Genomic DNA, 16,800 nt, shown 5'->3' with positions numbered 1-16,800 from the left:
CGCCAGCTATCCAATGTGGGAGCGAGCTTGCTCGCGATAGCGGTCTGAGAGAGATATCAATGCTGGATGTGATGGCCTCATCGCGAGCAAGCCCGCTCCCACGGTTCTATCGCATAATGGCTGGCCCTGGCGGTGTGTCAGGGGATGCATTGGGGAGCTCGGGAATTGTTGATCAGGTGGCAGGGGGTGGCATTTTTGCTGCTCGGCGCACTATCAGGCTGCGGCAACGGCGACACTCTGGAGAGCTTCGGCGGCCCGACCATGGGCAGCACTTATTCGATCAAGTATGTGCGCCATGCCGACCTTCCGGCGCCGGACGAAGTCCGTGTCCAGGTCGAGCAGATCCTCGCTGACATTGACCGGCAAATGTCGACCTACCGCAGCGACTCGGACATCGAGCGCTTCAATGCATTGTCGGCCAACGGCTGTCAGGCAATGCCGGCGTCGATCCTCGAATTGGTCCGCGTGGGCGAGCAACTGTCAGTGCAAAGCGACGGTTCCTACGACCTGACGGTGGAGCCGTTGCTGAACCTCTGGGGATTTGGCCCGCAGGCCCGCGGGGAAAAGGTCCCGACCGCCGAAGCGCTCGCCGAAGCCCGCAAGCGCGTCGGCCACGAACACTTGCGTATCGATGGTGACCGGTTGTGCAAGGACGCCGCCGTGGAGGTCGACTTCAACAGCATCGCCGCCGGTTATGCGGTGGACACGATTGCCGCAAGACTCGAGGCGATGGGCATCCATGACTACCTCGCCGAGGCCACGGGTGAGCTCAAGGCGTCCGGCAAGAAAGCTGACGGCTCGCCGTGGCGCATTGCCCTGGAAGAGCCGCGGGATGACCGGCAGGTGGCGGAGCGGGTCATTGTCGTCGACGGCTACGGCCTGTCCACTTCCGGCGACTACCGGAATTATTTCGAGCAGGACGGGCAGCGTTTTTCCCACACCTTCGATGCCCGCACCGGTGCGCCGGTCTCACACCCCCTGGCGTCCGTCACAGTGATTCATCCTTCTGCGTTGATGGCCGATGGCTTATCGACACTGTTGCTGATTCTCGGCCCGGAGCGCGGTTGGGACTACGCAGAAAAACACGATATCGGCGCATTTTTTGTGATTCGTGCCGATACAGGTTTCGTCACACGCAGCAGTTCCGCTTTTGAACGCATCAGTGGCGAAAAAACCGAATGATTTCGGCGATTTGAGCATTGAAAACTGGCGTTGTAGCGCAGGCAAAAGTAGCCTACGACGCGACCAAGGGTTAATGTGCGCGGCGTTGACGCTTCTATAGACTGTGTCCGGGTTCTGCACTGGCCCCAAATTGTTCCTTCATGCCACGCATTGGCGTGATTTAGCCGCAGGTGCCGAGGGTACCGCGGCCTGTTCTGAGGAGTACGCATGGCTGTCTACAACTACGACGTGGTGGTGTTGGGTTCCGGCCCGGCAGGGGAAGGCGCGGCAATGAACGCCGCCAAGGCAGGGCGCAAGGTGGCGATGGTCGATAGCCGTCGCCAGGTCGGCGGCAACTGCACTCACTTGGGCACCATCCCGTCCAAGGCACTGCGTCACTCGGTGCGGCAGATCATGCAATTCAACACCAACCCGATGTTCCGGGCCATTGGTGAGCCGCGCTGGTTCTCGTTCCCGGACGTGTTGAAAAGCGCCGAGAAAGTCATCTCCAAGCAAGTCGCTTCGCGTACCGGCTACTACGCCCGTAACCGCGTCGACGTATTCTTCGGCACCGGCAGCTTCGCCGACGAGCAAACCATCGAAGTGGTCTGCGCCAACGGCGTGGTCGAGAAACTGGTGGCCAAGCACATCATCATCGCCACCGGTTCGCGTCCTTATCGCCCGGCGGACATCGATTTCCACCACCCGCGTATCTACGATAGCGACACTATCCTCAGCCTCGGTCACACCCCGCGTAAACTCATCGTTTACGGCGCCGGCGTGATCGGTTGCGAATACGCCTCGATCTTCAGTGGTCTGGGTGTATTGGTTGAATTGGTGGACAACCGTGGGCAACTGCTGAGCTTCCTCGACTCGGAAATTTCCCAGGCCCTGAGTTATCACTTCAGCAACAACAACATCACGGTTCGCCACAACGAAGACTACGACCGCGTCGAAGGCGTGGACAACGGCGTGATCCTGCACCTCAAGTCCGGCAAGAAGATCAAGGCCGACGCCTTGCTCTGGTGTAACGGTCGTACCGGCAACACCGATCAGTTGGGTCTGGAAAACATCGGCGTGAAGGTCAACAGCCGTGGCCAGATCGAAGTCGACGAGGCATACCGCACCTGCGTGCCGAACATCTACGGCGCCGGCGACGTGATCGGCTGGCCAAGCCTGGCCAGTGCCGCCCACGACCAGGGTCGTTCGGCCGCCGGCAGCATCGTCGATAACGGTAGCTGGCGCTTTGTGAATGACGTGCCGACCGGCATCTACACCATTCCGGAGATCAGCTCGATCGGCAAGAACGAGCAGGAACTGACTCAGGCCAAAGTGCCGTACGAAGTGGGCAAGGCCTTCTTCAAGAGCATGGCGCGGGCGCAGATCGCCGGCGAGCCGCAAGGCATGCTGAAGATCCTGTTCCACCGTGAAACCCTGGAAGTGCTGGGTGTTCACTGCTTCGGTTATCAGGCGTCGGAGATCGTGCACATCGGTCAGGCGATCATGAACCAGCCGGGCGAACTCAACACGTTGAAGTACTTCGTCAACACCACGTTCAACTACCCGACCATGGCCGAAGCCTATCGGGTAGCCGCGTACGACGGCCTCAACCGGCTTTTTTGACGGGCTCCGGCCGGTGGCCTGAGCCGGCCGGGGAGACCGATTTCAGCAATTCTCGAGCGTGGCGGTGGCCAAACCGGGAAAGTCTGTAATCAGGCTGTCAACGCCGAAGTCGGCGAGTCTGCGCATCAGCGCGGGCTCGTTGACGGTCCATACCGACACATGCAGCCCCTGACGTTGCGCCCTTTGCAGGCGTTCCGGCGTGCACAGGGTCCAGTTCAGCGCCAGAATCTCACAGCCATAGCTGGCGGCGACCTTCAGTGGGTCAAGCCAGGCATACTCGGCCACCAGCCCGCGGGATACGTCCGGCACCAACTCCAGCGCAGCCTTGAGCACTTCACGGGAACTCGAGGTGATGGTCACCTTGTCCATCAGACCATGACGCTGCACCATTTCGCGAATCGCCAGCACGGTAGTTGCGGCACGCATCCTTGATGCGCTTTTGACTTCCAGCTGCCAGTGATCGAAGTCGCATTGCTCGAACAGCTGTTCCAGCGTCGGAATCGGGCACGGCTTGATCCAGCCTGGGCCACCCTTGCGTGCGTCATACGTCACAAGCTCGGCCGCCGTGTGTTCGACGACCTTGCCGCGACGGTCAGTGGTGCGCTTGAGGCTTGGGTCGTGGATGACCATCAGCTCGCCATCCATGGACAGGTGCAGGTCCAGTTCGCAGCGACGCACGCCGTGCTTGAGACATTCCTGAAAGCTGGTCAGGGTGTTTTCCGGTGCTTCGCCCTTGGCGCCGCGATGGCCGTAGATGAGGGTCACGGTTCTTCCTTAATTTAATTGCCTGATTCGAGTTGGTCGCGGGCCAGGCGTCGTTCCTGGGCCTGCTTTTGCAAGATGTGGCGGGCCAGCAGTTGGCGTTGGGCGTCGGTCAGGTGTTCGAACTCGGTGCCGACGTCATAGCCGTCGCCCTTGCGGTCGCAATGGGTGACGCGGGCGCGCAGCAGCAGGCCCAGGGCTTGCGGCATCAGCACCAGCTTGACCGACAGGTGTGCGCCGGTGGCAATGGGCGATGGATGCTGAAAGTCGATGCCGCCTTCGGAGATGATCACCGGCTGCGGTTCGCCGATCTGCCCGAGCGCGGTGATGGCGATCACCTGGCTCAGCAAGTCGATGCGTTTGTTCTGGGATTTGAGGAACGCCGCGAGGTTCCGGTCGCGTTCGCTGATCTGGCGCAACAGGTGTTGCGACTCGAATTCACTCAGGTGCAGTTCGCTGAGCAAGTTGAAGAGTGGGGAAGCATCCTGCAACACTTCCTGGCCTGTGGCTTCAGTAGCGGACAGGGGCCGAATTTCCAGTGCGATCGTATCCTCGATACGGTAGTATTCGCGGCGATCTTCTTCATCTAATGTCGACATGGCGAACCCATGGTAGCGGCGGTGGTCTGAGTGTAAAGCTGGTTATCGACCCCCGCCACAAGGACGTTCCTTTTCCCTCCGAACAAGCCCCGACATGTTCAGACCTCTCTTCGTATTTATCGGCACGCGTTACACCCGTGCAAAGCGTCGCAATCATTTTGTGTCATTCATTTCCCTGACTTCGATGATCGGGCTCGCCCTTGGCGTGGTCGTGATGATCGTGGTGCTGTCGGTGATGAACGGCTTCGATCATGAGATGCGCACCCGCGTGCTGGGCATGGTGCCCCACGCGACCATCGAGTCCGGTGAGGCGATCAGCGATTGGCAAGGCCTGGCCGCGAAGGTCAAGCAGAACCCGCAGGTGACCGCCGTGGCGCCGTTTACGCAAATGCAGGGTTTGCTGACCAATAACGGCAAGGTCTCGAAAGTCCTGCTCAATGCCATCGACCCGGCGCAAGAGCGCCAGGTGTCGATCATCGATCAATTCATGACCCAGGGAAAACTCGACGATCTGGTGCCGGGTGAGTTCGGCATCGTCATCGGCGACAAGGCCGCGGCCAAGCTCGGTGCGGCCATCGGCGACAAGCTGACCTTCGTCGCGCCCGAAGTCACGGTGACCCCGGCCGGGATGTTCCCGCGCATGAAGCGCTTTACCGTGGTCGGCATCTTCCATGTCGGCGCCGGTGAGCTCGATGGCTATCTTGGCGTCACCAACCTGCAGGATCTGGCCCGGCTGCACCGCTGGAAACCGGATCAGGTCCAGGGCCTGCGCCTGAAGTTCGACGATCTGTTCCAGGCGCCGCGCACCGCGTGGAGCATCGCCCGCGACCTCGGCGAAGACCGCTACTACGCCCGCGACTGGACCCGCACCCACGGCAACCTGTACCAGGCGATCCGCATGGAAAAAGCCATGATCGGCCTGTTGCTGCTGCTGATCGTTGCCGTCGCTGCGTTCAACATCATTTCCACGCTGGTGATGGTGGTGAATGACAAGAAGGGCGACATCGCGATCCTGCGCACGCTGGGCGCCACACCGGGCACGATCATGCGCACGTTCATGGTGCAAGGCACTGTCATTGGCGTAGTCGGTACCGCGATCGGCGCGGTGGTCGGGATCTTCGCCGCGCTGAACGTCAGCGCCGCGATCTCGGCCCTCGAAGGCCTGATCGGGCACAAGTTCCTTAACGCCGACGTGTACTTCATCGATTACCTGCCGTCGCAGGTGCAGAGCCAGGACGTCGTAATGGTCTGCTCCGCGGCGTTGGTCCTGAGTTTCCTCGCCACCCTGTATCCAGCCTGGCGTGCCGCGCGCACCCAGCCTGCGGAGGCGCTACGTTATGAGTGAGTCGGGCATGAGTGATAAAGCAATCTTGAGCTGCCGCAGCCTGGGCAAATCCTACGAGGAAGGCCCGGAATCGGTGGAAGTGTTGGCCGGCCTGCAACTGGAGTTGCACCCGGGCGAGCGTGTGGCGATTGTCGGCAAGTCGGGCTCGGGCAAAAGTACCTTGCTCAACCTGCTGGGCGGCCTCGATACACCGACCAAGGGCAGCGTCTGGCTCGACGGTGAAGAACTGTCGGCGCTGAGCGAGAAGAAGCGAGGCCTGCTGCGTAATCGCGCCCTCGGCTTCGTGTACCAGTTCCACCACCTGCTGCCGGAATTCACCGCCCTGGAGAACGTCTGCATGCCGCTGCTGATCGGCAAGACCGCGATCCCCGAAGCGCGTCAGCGTGCCACGGCGTTGCTGGAGCGGGTAGGGCTGGGTCATCGCCTGGAGCACAAGCCGGCCGAACTGTCCGGTGGTGAGCGTCAGCGTGTGGCCATCGCCCGCGCCCTGGTGAACAATCCGGGCCTGGTGATGCTCGACGAGCCGACCGGCAACCTCGATTCCCACACCGCCCAGGGGATCCAGGACTTGATGCTGGAGCTCAGCACCTCGATGCGCACGGCGTTCCTGGTGGTGACCCACGACATGAACCTCGCCCGCCAGATGGACCGCGTCCTGCACTTGCAGGAAGGTTGCCTGACTCCCATCTAACGGATTGAAACCCGACGCGACCGAAAGGTGCGTCGGGTCTTTTATTTTTATACGGTGCCCCAGCGAATGTTCAGACCGTTATCGATCTTTATCGGCACGCGCTATACCCGCGCCAAGCGCCGCAATCGCTTTGTTTCCTTCATCTCGATGACCTCGATGATCGGTCTCGCCCTCGGCGTGCTGGCGATGATCGTGGTGCTGTCGGTGATGAACGGCTTCCAGCGCGAAATGAGCTCGCGCATCCTTGGCATGGTGCCGCACGCCACCATCGTCGGCGTGAACCCGATTGACGACTGGAAGCCCGTGGCGGCGGCCGCGATGAAAAACCCGGAAGTGACGGCGGCGGTGCCGTTCACCGAGATGGAGGGCATGCTGTCCTACAAGGGCACGATGCAGCCGATCCAGGTCAGCGGTGTCGACCCGGCGCTGGAAGGCCAGGTGTCGATCGTCGCCAAGCACATCGTTCAGGGGAGCCTGGAAGCCCTGAAGCCGGGCGAATTCGGCGTGGTGATCGGGCAGATCACGGCGCGCCGCTTCCGTTTGAACGTGGGCGACAAGATCACCTTGATCGTGCCGGAGGTCAGCAATGCGCCGGGCGGCATTACCCCGCGCATGCAGCGACTGAATGTGGTCGGCGTGTTCAAGGTCGGTGCGGAACTGGACGGCACCATGGCGCTGATCCACATGGCCGATGCCGCGCAGATGCAGCACTGGGAGCCGAATCAGGTGCAGAGCGTGCGCCTGGCGGTGAAGGACTTGTATGCCGCGCCGCAAGTGTCGAACGACGTCGCCACGGGGTTGGGCGCGGCCTACAAGGCTGACGACTGGACCCACACCCAGGGGAGCCTGTTCAGCGCGATGAAGATGGAAAAAACCATGATCGGCCTGCTGTTGCTGATGATCGTCGCGGTGGCGGCGTTCAACATCATCGCGACCCTGATCATGGTGGTGAACGACAAGGGTGCGGACATCGCGATCCTGCGCACCATCGGCGCCACGCCACGACAGATCATGGCGATCTTCGTGGTGCAGGGCACGGTGATCGGCATCGTCGGCACCTTGATTGGCGGTGTATTGGGCGTGATTGCCGCACTGAACGTCAGCCAGATCGTGGGCTGGATCGAGCGGGTCAGCGGGCAGCACATCTTCAGTTCCGACGTGTACTTCGTCAGCAACCTGCCGTCTGAGTTGCAAGGCGCGGATGTGGCGCTGATCTGCACGGCGGGGTTTGTCATGAGCTTCCTGGCCACGGTTTACCCGGCCTGGCGTGCGGCGAAGATCGAGCCGGCTCATGCGCTTAGATATTCGTAACCAGTAACACCGCCATCGCGAGCAAGCTCGCTCCCACAGTAGATCTGAGTCAACTCGGTCAACTGAGAGAGCGAGCTTGCTCGCGATGGGGCTGTACCTGCCGGCCTCAATCCCCCCTTGGCAATTCGATCACAAACCGCGTCCACCCATTCTCCGATTCGCAACGAATCTGCCCGCCATGGGCACGGATGATCGACTGGGTGATCGCCAGTCCCAGTCCCGCATGTTCGCTACTGCCTTCACGACGCGCAGGATCGGCCCGGTAAAACCGGTCAAACAGGCGCGGCAATAGATCTTTGGAAATCTGTTGGCCCGTGTTTTCAACGGTCAGGCGCAACTCTTTGGGCTGATCGACGATTCGCACCCGAACCTCGCCATCGACCGGCGTGAAACGCAGTGCGTTGTCCAGCAGGTTCGACAGTGCCCTGCGCAACATGCTGCGGTCACCTTCGATGCGGGCATTGCCGTCACGACTCAGTTTTACCTGCGCGTCTTCCGCCAGCGGCGCAAAAAACTCCAGCAGCAGATCCGTTTCCTGTCCCAGTTCCAGCGGTTCGCGCTTGGGGATTAACAGTCCATGGTCAGCCTTGGCCAGATAGAGCATGTCGTTGACCAGTTGCGCCATCCATTGCAGCTCTTCGAGGTTGCTGTGCAGGGCTTCGCGGTAGTCCTCGATGGGGCGAGGGCGGGTGAGGGTGACCTGGGTGTGGGTCAGCAGGTTCGACAATGGCGTGCGCAGTTCATGGGCAATGTCGGCGGAGAAGGCCGACAGGCGCTGAAACGAGTCGTCGAGGCGTCCGAGCATGGCGTTGAAGTTGTGGGCCATTTCCGCCAGTTCCGGTGGCATGTTTTCTTCAGGTAGTCGCGAGTTCAGCGATTGCGCGGAAACACCACTGGCCACCGCGCTGATCCGCCTTAACGGGTGCAAACCGCTGCGTGCCGCCCAGGCGCCCAGCAGTGCGGTGGCCAGGGCTGACAGGCCGACGGTCAGCCAGATCAAATGCTGCATGCGTTGCAGAAAGTGCTGGTGATGGGTGATGTCCAACAGCAGAGTCAGTTGCGGTGACTCGGGTTTGTCCGCGAAAAGCGGTGCATTCAGGACGCGGTAATCTGTGCCTTCATGGCTCACCGTCGACAATCCGGACCGGCGCGGCAGTGCCTGGGGAATGTTGGTCGAACTGTCATACCAGCGCTGGCCGTCGCTGCCGGTGATTCGCAGGGACAGGTCAGCCTGCCGGCTCAACTCCTCGGCCAGTTTCACTTCGCTGTCACTCGACTGTAAGTCGTGCAGGGCCCGACGCAAGCCAATCAGCTTGCCGTCCAGCAGTTGCTGGTCGAGTTCAACGAAGTGCGCCTCGCTGGCGCGGCTGAACAGCACCCCGGCGAACAACGACACCACGGCGGTGCATGCGGCAAACAGGAGCGCCAGGCGGCTGCTCAAGGAGAGACGGCGCATCAGGCGGGGCGCTCTTCAAGGACGTAGCCCATGCCGCGTACGGTATGGATCAGCTTGTTGGGGAATTCATCGTCGATCTTCAGGCGCAGGCGACGGATCGCCACCTCGATGACATTGGTGTCGCTGTCGAAATTCATGTCCCAGACCTGGGACGCAATCAGCGACTTGGGCAGGACTTCGCCCTGGCGGCGCAGGAGCATTTCCAGCAGGGCGAATTCCTTGGCGGTAAGGTCGATACGCTGGCCGCTGCGTTCGACCCGGCGCCGGATCAGGTCCAGGCGCAGATCGGCCAGTTGCAGGCTGGTCTCCTGCGGCGTGGTGCTGCCGCGACGCAACAGGCTGCGGACCCGGGCCAGCAGCTCGGAGAAGGCAAACGGCTTGACCAGATAGTCATCGGCGCCCAGTTCGAGGCCGTGAACCCTGTCCTCCACGGCGTCACGGGCGGTCAGAAAAAGTACCGGCGTGTCCAGGCCGGCGCTGCGCACCGCTTGGAGAATTTGCCAGCCATCACGACCCGGCAGCATCACATCAAGAATCAGCAGGGCATATTCGCCGCTGAGGGCCAATTGCTGACCGGTGTTGCCGTCGGCCACCAGTTCGGTGTTGAACCCGGCCTCGGTCAGGCCCTGGCGCAGATAATGGCCGGTTTTCGGTTGGTCTTCGACGATCAGCAGTTTCATGGGCGACTCATGGCAAGTGGAACGAAGGCTTTATACCGTGGGCAGCATTCGCACAGGGCAACCTGACAAAGTTGTAATCTGGCTGTCAGGTTACGGGCAGTGGCAGCAGTTTAGAGTTTTGCGCATGCTGAGCCTTAACTTGTTGGAGTATGACGATGTTTTTACGCAAATCCGTGGCGCAAATCCTGTGTTTGCTGGCGCTGAGTTCACCGGTGTGGGCAGACGCCGGGCATACCTACGATTTCGGTCAACCGGCCTCGGCGGCCAAGGCGACCCGCAGCATCGAGATGGAGATGGGGGACATGTCCTTCACGCCTAAGTCCCTCGATATCAAGGCCGGGGAAACCGTGCGCTTCGTGCTGGTCAATAAAGGCCAGTTGCTGCATGAGTTCAACTTGGGGGATGCGGCATTGCACGCCAGGCACCAGCAGGAAATGTTGCAGATGCAACAGAGCGGCATGCTGGCGCCAACCGGTATGAAGGCAATGGCCGGCATGGATCACAGCAAAATGGACCACGGCATGAAGCATGATGACCCCAACAGCGTGCTGGTGGAACCGGGCAAGACCGCCGAGCTGACCTGGACCTTCAGCAAGGCCACCAGCCTTGAGTTTGCCTGCAATATTCCCGGTCATTACCAGGCCGGCATGGTCGGCAAACTGACTGTCAGTCAGTAAGCACTCAAAGGCGGGAGCAAAGGCTGATAGAATCCGCTGATTCTTCAGTCAGGTTTCCGCCATGCATCCCGCAGCCGAACACTCGCCGCTGGGCAAGTCCAGCGAATACATCGCCACCTACACGCCGTCCTTGCTGTTCCCGATCCCGCGCACCGCGAAGTGGGCGGAGCTGGGCCTGACGGCGCAAACCCTGCCGTACAAAGGCGTGGACTTCTGGAACTGCTTCGAGTTGTCCTGGCTGCTGCCGTCGGGCAAGCCGGTGGTGGCGATCGGCGAATTCAGCATTCCGGCGGATTCGCCGAACATCATCGAGTCGAAGTCGTTCAAGCTCTACCTCAACTCCCTGAACCAGACGCCGTTTGCCGATACCGCGAGCCTTGAGGCGACGCTGGCCAAGGACTTGTCGGCGGCTGCCGGCAAGCCGGTGGGTGTGCGCATTCGCAGTCTCAAGGATGTCGAGAGCGAAGGCGTCGTGGTCTTGCCGGGCGTGTGCATCGATGAACTGGATATCAGCGTCAGCAACTACGAGCATCCACGGCCGGAACTGCTGCGTTGCGATGATTCGCGCATTGTCGAGGAGAGCGTGCACAGCCATTTGCTCAAGTCCAACTGCCCGGTCACCAGCCAGCCGGACTGGGGCAGCGTCGCGGTGGAGTACCGTGGCGCGGCGCTGGATCATGCGAGCCTGCTCGAGTACATCGTCAGCTTCCGCCAGCACTCGGACTTCCATGAGCAGTGTGTAGAGCGGATCTTCCTCGACCTGCAGCGGTTGCTCAAGCCAGAGAAACTGACGGTGTATGCGCGTTATGTGCGTCGTGGCGGGCTGGATATCAACCCGTATCGCAGCACTGAAACCGTTCAACTGCCGAACCACCGTCTGGTCCGCCAGTAACGCTTTAATGTGGGAGCGGGCTTGCTCGCGAAGGCGGCTTCACATTCAACGATGATGTTGACTGACCCACCGCTTTCGCGAGCAAGCCCGCTCCCACAGGGGACTTGCATTGCCAAGTGCAGAAAAGAAAAAGCCCTGCTATCACTAGCAGGGCTTTTTTGCGTCTGGCGGGGTTCAGATTCCCATATTGGCCAAGGCCTGCCCGATGTTGCGCAGGGTGCCGGCAAGGGTAGGGTGTTCGAGCTCAAAGCGTTCCACGGCCAGGTTGACGCCATCGGCGAGGCTGGAATCCTGGGTTTTGGTTTCGAGTTCAAGCTTCAACTCGATCTGTTGCATCAGTTCGTTCAACTCTGCGCGTTCGGCTTCAGACAATGGAGGATTCTGTTCCAATTGCTCGCGCAGGGCATTGAGCTGTTCTTGCAGTTCGCGGGCAGGCATGGCGTTCTTCCTTCTTTTAACGATAGGCACTGGCATAGACCATGGCGGCAGGCCAAAGGTCGATGGCTGACCTTTAGATTAATCCACTCGCGCCCAACGTGCATGATCTCGATCAGGGCTTTTCGCCCTTGAGCCGACGCAAGCTGATATCGGCCAGGCAGGTGTCGAGTTCACCGAGATGATCGATCACCGAATGCACGCCCAGACCAAACAGTTGCATTGTCGCCTTGGCGCGTTTGATGTCGCGCTCCTGCGGGGGCAGCGCTTGCCATTGCTCGGGCGCCAGCCCGCACAGCGAGCCGCAGGACGCCAGACCGATGGTCCACAACCCGGCATTGAGCCCCGCTTGCAGCAAACGGGGTTCGCCGCTCACCAGTACGCAGCCGTCGAGTCGCTCGACGTTCAGGGTCATCAAGGCGTGCCAGCAGGCATTCGGGGCGGGCCATGGGTTGTTTGTAGCTGAATGTTGCGAGGGTTTGATCCATTCCGGCAGCGCAGCGGCCAGGGATTGGCTGAGGGCAGGGGGCAGTTCATCGAGCCAGGCGCAGGGGATTTTCTGGCGCTGCAAGCTGCGCAGGCTATCCAGTGCGCCGGGCGTGGCCTCGGCGTGTTCGGCCGAGTGGCTGCCGTGCCGGTGCGTGTGCGCGCCGAAATCCACCAGGCAGCCACTGAGGCCGAACAGTACGGCGGTCAGGCTGGGTGCGGTTTGGGGCAAGGCTTCGGCGAGCGGCATGTGGACGTCCCTGAAATAGCCTGAAGGCTAGTGGACGACGGTGACAGTTGAATGACATGGATGTGAAACGCTCACATTTGGCACGATTCCTTCCGTGTGGATCTTGTACAAAGTGCGTTAAACGGCGTTTACGTCTTATACTTGCCAACTTATTGCCTGGGCCAAGTGCCCGAGCCAGTACAAACCAAGGAGTTTTTTTCTATGCGCTGGAGCAATCATCTAGCCAGGATTTGTGTATGCGCCAGTGTGATGCTGGTTCCGTTCGCTGCCCAGGCAGCCACGGAAGAGGATCCTTGGGAAAGCGTCAACCGCCCGATTTTCAAGTTCAACGACGTGATCGACACCTACGCGCTCAAACCCCTGGCCCAGGGCTACCAGTACGTGACGCCGCAGTTTGTCGAAGACGGCGTTCATAACTTCTTCCGTAATATCGGCGATGTGCGCAACCTGGCCAACGATATCCTGCAGGCCAAACCTCGTGCCGCAGGCGTTGATACCGCACGAATCATTTTCAACACCACCTTCGGCTTGCTGGGCGTCATTGATGTCGGCACGAAAATGGGCCTGCAGCGCAATGACGAAGACTTCGGTCAGACGCTGGGCTACTGGGGTGTCGGCAGCGGCCCTTACGTGATGCTGCCGCTGCTGGGGCCAAGCACCTTGCGTGATACGCCGTCGAAGTACGTCGACAGCTACACCGGCGCTTATCGTTACGTAAACGACGTTTCGGTGCGTAACTCGTTCCACGCCCTGGACATCATCGATACCCGTGCCAACCTGCTGTCGAGCGAGAAGCTGATCACCGGCGACAAGTACACCTTCATCCGTAATGCATACTTGCAGAACCGTGAATTCAAGGTGAAAGACGGTCAGGTCGAAGACGATTTTTGATCTCGACCGGTAAACTGAAAAAGGCGGCCATCAAGGCCGCCTTTTTTGTCTGCGAAAAGCCGCATGCGGATGAAATCGCGGTTTTCACTGTAGTCCCGGCCGGTTTGACTCGCAGGTTCGAACCTTCCATTGGGTTACGGATTTGCCTGTTCTTATAACTCTCGGTGATTTGACAAATAAAGACGTCAGGCGACCATCGGCGTGAGCTTGAAACGCCCCGCGGATGGGAGTACCGTCTGCGCCTTAGAAGGGCACCTCTGGTGAACACGTGTGTAGGGCAAATGCCCGAAAGCGGTGCTACAGAGAGGCTAGAAAGCGAATCCAGTAGTCAGCGCCGGGCCAAAATCCCCGCCTGCTACGCCAACCTAATTCTGGCGCCGTTTGCCCACATGCCAAAAACCAGTGCCACGCTGCTGATAATCGATGATGACGAAGTAGTGCGCGCGAGCCTCGCCGCCTATTTGGAAGACAGTGGTTTCAGCGTCTTGCAGGCCAGCAATGGTCAGCAGGGTCTTCAGGTATTCGAGCAAGACAAGCCCGACTTGGTCATCTGCGATCTGCGCATGCCGCAGATGGGCGGTCTCGAACTCATTCGCCAGGTCACCGAACTGTCGCCGCAAACCCCGGTGATCGTGGTGTCGGGTGCCGGCGTTATGAATGACGCGGTCGAAGCCCTGCGCCTGGGCGCGGCGGACTACCTGATCAAGCCTCTCGAAGATCTGGCTGTGCTCGAGCACTCTGTGCGCCGGGCCCTGGATCGTGCGCGCCTGCTGCTGGAGAACCAGCGCTACCGCGAGAAGCTGGAGAAGGCCAATCGCGAGCTCGAAGCCAGCCTGAACCTGCTCCAGGAGGACCAGAACGCCGGTCGCCAGGTGCAGATGAACATGCTGCCGGTCAGCCCCTGGACCATCGACGAGTTCAAGTTTGCTCACCAGATCATCCCGTCGCTGTACCTGTCGGGTGATTTCGTCGACTACTTCCGGGTCGACGAGCGCCGGGTCGCCTTTTACCTGGCGGACGTTTCCGGTCACGGCGCCTCCTCAGCCTTCGTCACCGTGCTGTTGAAGTTCATGACCACGCGCTTGCTGTTCGAGTCCAAGCGCAGCGGCACCCTGCCGGAATTCAAGCCTTCAGAGGTTCTTGGTCATATCAACCGGGGCCTGATCAGTTGTAAGCTGGGTAAACACGTCACAATGGTCGGTGGAGTCATCGACGAGGAGACCGGTTTGTTGACCTATAGCATCGGCGGTCATTTGCCGTTGCCAGTGTTGTACACGCCAGACAGTGTTCGTTATCTGCAAGGGCGTGGTCTGCCGGTGGGCCTCTTCAACGAAGCCACCTACGAAGACCACGTGCTGGAACTGCCACCGACGTTCAGCCTGACGCTGATGTCTGATGGCATTCTGGATCTTTTGCCAGAACCCACACTCAAAGAGAAAGAAGCGGCGTTGCCCCAACGGGTCAAGGCTGCGGGCGGCACCCTGGATGGGCTGCGGCAGGTTTTTGGATTGGCCACGCTAGGGGAGATGCCGGATGATATCGCCCTGTTGGTGTTGAGCAGGAATCTTTGATGAGTACTGGTAGAATCCAGTTCGCCGAGCAGGATGGCACCTTCGTCCTGAAGTTCGTCGGTGAAGTTCGCCTGACCCTGTGTTCGGCATTGGATGCGACTATTGAGCGGATCTTCAGCGCGTTGAATTTCAATTCGATCGTGATCGATCTGACCGAAACCCGCAGCATCGACAGCACCACACTTGGCCTGCTGGCCAAGCTGTCGATCCTGTCGCGGCAGAAGGTTGGCCTGCTGCCGACCGTCGTCACCACCCACGAAGACATCACGCGGCTGCTGCAGTCCATGGGCTTCGAGCAGGTGTTCAACATCGTTGACAAGCCGGTGCCGTGCCCGGAATGCCTGGACGACCTGCCAGACCAGGATCAGTCCGAAGAAGTGGTGCGGATCAAGGTGCTCGAAGCGCACAAGATCCTCATGGGCCTGAACGACACCAATCGTGAAGCCTTCCATGACCTGGTGAATGCGCTCGAACGCCATTGATCCCCTGAATTGATGTGGGTCAGCCAGACCCCCATCGCGAGCAAGCTCGCTCCCACAGGTCCTCGTTTAGCACACGACCTCAGTCATCCCGCGAACTCCTGTGGGAGCGAGCTTGCTCGCGATGGCGTCCTGCCAGTCACCAAACACATACAAAAAAGGGCGAACCCTCACAGGTTCGCCCTTTTTGCATTACACCCGCTCAGCTCACAGCTTGGCCTGCAACAACGCCTCGAGCTTCTCCTGATCCCGCGCGAACTGACGAATGCCTTCGGCGAGTTTCTCGGTCGCCATCGCATCTTCGTTGGACAGCCAGCGGAACTGCGATTCGTTTAGGCTCAGGCGCGCTTCACCGGCATGGCCAGGCGACAGTTTGCGCTCCAGCTTGCCGGTATCCGCGGCCAGCTTGTCGATGAGGTCCGGGCTGATGGTCAGGCGGTCACAGCCGGCCAGTTGCTCGATCTGGCCCAGGTTGCGGAAGCTCGCCCCCATGACCACGGTCTTGTAGTCATTGGCCTTGTAGTAGTTGTAGATGCGCGTCACCGACTGCACACCCGGATCATCCGCGCCGGTGTAGTCGTTGCCGTTGGCTTTCTTGTACCAGTCGTAGATACGGCCCACGAACGGCGAAATCAGGAACACCCCGGCGTCGGCACAGGCGGCCGCCTGGGCAAAGGAGAACAGCAGGGTCAGGTTGGTCTGGATGCCTTCCTTTTCCAGGATCTCGGCAGCGCGGATGCCTTCCCAGGTGGACGCGATCTTGATCAGCACGCGGTCGCGGCCAATACCGGCCTTGTCGTACAGCTCGATCAGGCGATGTGCACGCTTGAGCATGGCATCAGTGTCGAACGACAGGCGCGCATCCACTTCGGTGGAAATGCGGCCCGGAATCACTTTCAGGATTTCTTGCCCCACGGCCACGCCAAAACGGTCGCTGGCCAGGCCCACATCGCCCTTGCAGTCATTGACGCAGGCGTTCAGCAGCTCGGCATACGCAGGAATGGCCGCGGCCTTGAGCAGCAGGGAAGGGTTGGTGGTGGCGTCCACGGGTTTAACGCGAGCGATAGCTTCGAAGTCGCCGGTGTCGGCAACCACGGTTGTCATTTGTTTGAGTTGTTCCAGCTTGGAAGTCATGGGCGTGCTCTGTCCTATGGGTCTGATGACATTACCCGAGCGCTGACAGCCACTCAAGGGCGTGTACGTGTATCAATGCCCCCTGTGGCAACAACCTGAAAACAGGTGTTTGAAAGGTGGGGGGCGGTATCGATAAATAGGATGCCAGGCGGGCTCACAGGTTCAACTCATCTGACGGTTATCGCCTTGCAATCAGATCACCTGACACCTGAATCTTCTGATAACGCTCACTGTGTCCTGGGTGTAATACCGCTAAATTTTTGAATTCTATATAGTTTGGTTGCGCCCTCAGTGATTGTTATAAAAAGTCCACTAAGTTGTCGCGAAGGTAATCTTGTTGTTGGTGGGGTGTTATCT

General features: G+C 60.1%; 17 protein-coding genes. 10 read left to right on the top strand and 7 right to left on the bottom strand.

The window, feature by feature from the left end; translation table 11 throughout:
• Positions 1-144 precede the first annotated feature (144 nt).
• Entirely contained in the window at positions 145-1,182 is a 1,038-nt protein-coding gene (locus ABIE16_RS12880) for an FAD:protein FMN transferase (protein ID WP_429521336.1), read from the top strand.
• A gap of 207 nt (positions 1,183-1,389) precedes the next feature.
• A complete protein-coding gene (sthA, locus tag ABIE16_RS12875) occupies positions 1,390-2,784 on the top strand; it encodes a Si-specific NAD(P)(+) transhydrogenase (protein WP_007984277.1) in 1,395 nt (464 codons plus the stop codon).
• Positions 2,785-2,826: 42 nt separating this feature from the next.
• Here the strand turns inward: sthA and ABIE16_RS12870 are convergent, their stop codons facing one another.
• Positions 2,827-3,549 (bottom strand): glycerophosphodiester phosphodiesterase, encoded by a 723-nt coding sequence (locus tag ABIE16_RS12870; protein ID WP_218496690.1) that lies wholly within the window; start codon positions 3,547-3,549, stop codon positions 2,827-2,829.
• A gap of 14 nt (positions 3,550-3,563) precedes the next feature.
• Positions 3,564-4,145, bottom strand: a complete 582-nt coding sequence (locus ABIE16_RS12865) for a PilZ domain-containing protein (RefSeq protein WP_429521335.1) — start codon at positions 4,143-4,145, stop codon at positions 3,564-3,566.
• 94 nt (positions 4,146-4,239) lie between these two features.
• Here ABIE16_RS12865 and ABIE16_RS12860 point away from each other — a divergent pair, with 94 nt between their 5' ends.
• The 3 genes from ABIE16_RS12860 (at position 4,240) to ABIE16_RS12850 (ending at position 7,492) form a co-directional block, all read left to right on the top strand.
• Complete coding sequence (locus ABIE16_RS12860; protein ID WP_102668916.1) at positions 4,240-5,490, top strand: lipoprotein-releasing ABC transporter permease subunit; 1,251 nt, start codon at positions 4,240-4,242, stop codon at positions 5,488-5,490.
• 7 nt (positions 5,491-5,497) lie between these two features.
• Positions 5,498-6,181 carry a lipoprotein-releasing ABC transporter ATP-binding protein LolD gene (gene lolD, locus ABIE16_RS12855; protein ID WP_173677889.1) on the top strand — a complete coding sequence of 228 codons (684 nt, stop codon included), beginning with the start codon at positions 5,498-5,500 and terminating at the stop codon, positions 6,179-6,181.
• 66 nt (positions 6,182-6,247) lie between these two features.
• A complete protein-coding gene (locus ABIE16_RS12850) occupies positions 6,248-7,492 on the top strand; it encodes a lipoprotein-releasing ABC transporter permease subunit (protein WP_407515300.1) in 1,245 nt (414 codons plus the stop codon).
• Between the two features lie 106 nt (positions 7,493-7,598).
• Here the strand turns inward: ABIE16_RS12850 and ABIE16_RS12845 are convergent, their stop codons facing one another.
• Together ABIE16_RS12845 and ABIE16_RS12840 are read right to left on the bottom strand one after the other, a co-directional pair.
• Positions 7,599-8,948 carry a heavy metal sensor histidine kinase gene (locus ABIE16_RS12845; RefSeq protein WP_429521334.1) on the bottom strand — a complete coding sequence of 450 codons (1,350 nt, stop codon included), beginning with the start codon at positions 8,946-8,948 and terminating at the stop codon, positions 7,599-7,601.
• A complete protein-coding gene (locus ABIE16_RS12840) occupies positions 8,948-9,628 on the bottom strand; it encodes a heavy metal response regulator transcription factor (protein ID WP_057715640.1) in 681 nt (226 codons plus the stop codon). The genes ABIE16_RS12845 and ABIE16_RS12840 overlap by 1 nt, the downstream gene beginning before the upstream one ends.
• Before the next feature lie 155 nt (positions 9,629-9,783).
• On the opposite strand from ABIE16_RS12840, the gene ABIE16_RS12835 reads away from it, so the two are divergent.
• Together ABIE16_RS12835 and queF are read left to right on the top strand one after the other, a co-directional pair.
• Positions 9,784-10,305: a cupredoxin domain-containing protein gene (locus ABIE16_RS12835; protein WP_429521333.1), complete on the top strand. Its 522-nt coding sequence runs from the start codon at positions 9,784-9,786 to the stop codon at positions 10,303-10,305.
• A 61-nt stretch (positions 10,306-10,366) separates the two neighbouring features.
• Complete coding sequence (gene queF, locus ABIE16_RS12830; protein ID WP_429521332.1) at positions 10,367-11,197, top strand: NADPH-dependent 7-cyano-7-deazaguanine reductase QueF; 831 nt, start codon at positions 10,367-10,369, stop codon at positions 11,195-11,197.
• A 174-nt stretch (positions 11,198-11,371) separates the two neighbouring features.
• Here queF and ABIE16_RS12825 read toward each other — a convergent pair whose 3' ends face one another.
• Together ABIE16_RS12825 and ABIE16_RS12820 are read right to left on the bottom strand one after the other, a co-directional pair.
• A complete protein-coding gene (locus tag ABIE16_RS12825; protein WP_057715637.1) occupies positions 11,372-11,635 on the bottom strand; it encodes a DUF4404 family protein in 264 nt (87 codons plus the stop codon).
• A 112-nt stretch (positions 11,636-11,747) separates the two neighbouring features.
• Positions 11,748-12,368 (bottom strand): HAD family phosphatase, encoded by a 621-nt coding sequence (locus ABIE16_RS12820; RefSeq protein ID WP_429521331.1) that lies wholly within the window; start codon positions 12,366-12,368, stop codon positions 11,748-11,750.
• A 201-nt stretch (positions 12,369-12,569) separates the two neighbouring features.
• On the opposite strand from ABIE16_RS12820, the gene ABIE16_RS12815 reads away from it, so the two are divergent.
• From ABIE16_RS12815 to rssC, 3 genes are all read left to right on the top strand, one after another.
• Complete coding sequence (locus ABIE16_RS12815) at positions 12,570-13,259, top strand: MlaA family lipoprotein (protein ID WP_150812442.1); 690 nt, start codon at positions 12,570-12,572, stop codon at positions 13,257-13,259.
• 389 nt (positions 13,260-13,648) lie between these two features.
• Entirely contained in the window at positions 13,649-14,830 is a 1,182-nt protein-coding gene (gene rssB / locus ABIE16_RS12810) for a two-component system response regulator RssB (RefSeq protein ID WP_057715634.1), read from the top strand.
• Complete coding sequence (gene rssC / locus ABIE16_RS12805) at positions 14,830-15,312, top strand: anti-sigma factor antagonist RssC (RefSeq protein WP_057715633.1); 483 nt, start codon at positions 14,830-14,832, stop codon at positions 15,310-15,312. The genes rssB and rssC overlap by 1 nt, the downstream gene beginning before the upstream one ends.
• Before the next feature lie 204 nt (positions 15,313-15,516).
• Here rssC and tal read toward each other — a convergent pair whose 3' ends face one another.
• A complete protein-coding gene (gene tal / locus ABIE16_RS12800; protein ID WP_429521330.1) occupies positions 15,517-16,443 on the bottom strand; it encodes a transaldolase in 927 nt (308 codons plus the stop codon).
• Positions 16,444-16,800: the final 357 nt, after the last annotated feature.

Source organism: Pseudomonas sp. 2725 (genome assembly GCF_050434585.1).
Classification (GTDB): Bacteria; Pseudomonadota; Gammaproteobacteria; order Pseudomonadales; family Pseudomonadaceae; genus Aquipseudomonas; species Aquipseudomonas jessenii.
Note: the sequence above shows the minus strand (reverse complement) of the source record. Positions and strands in the feature narration are given on the sequence as shown.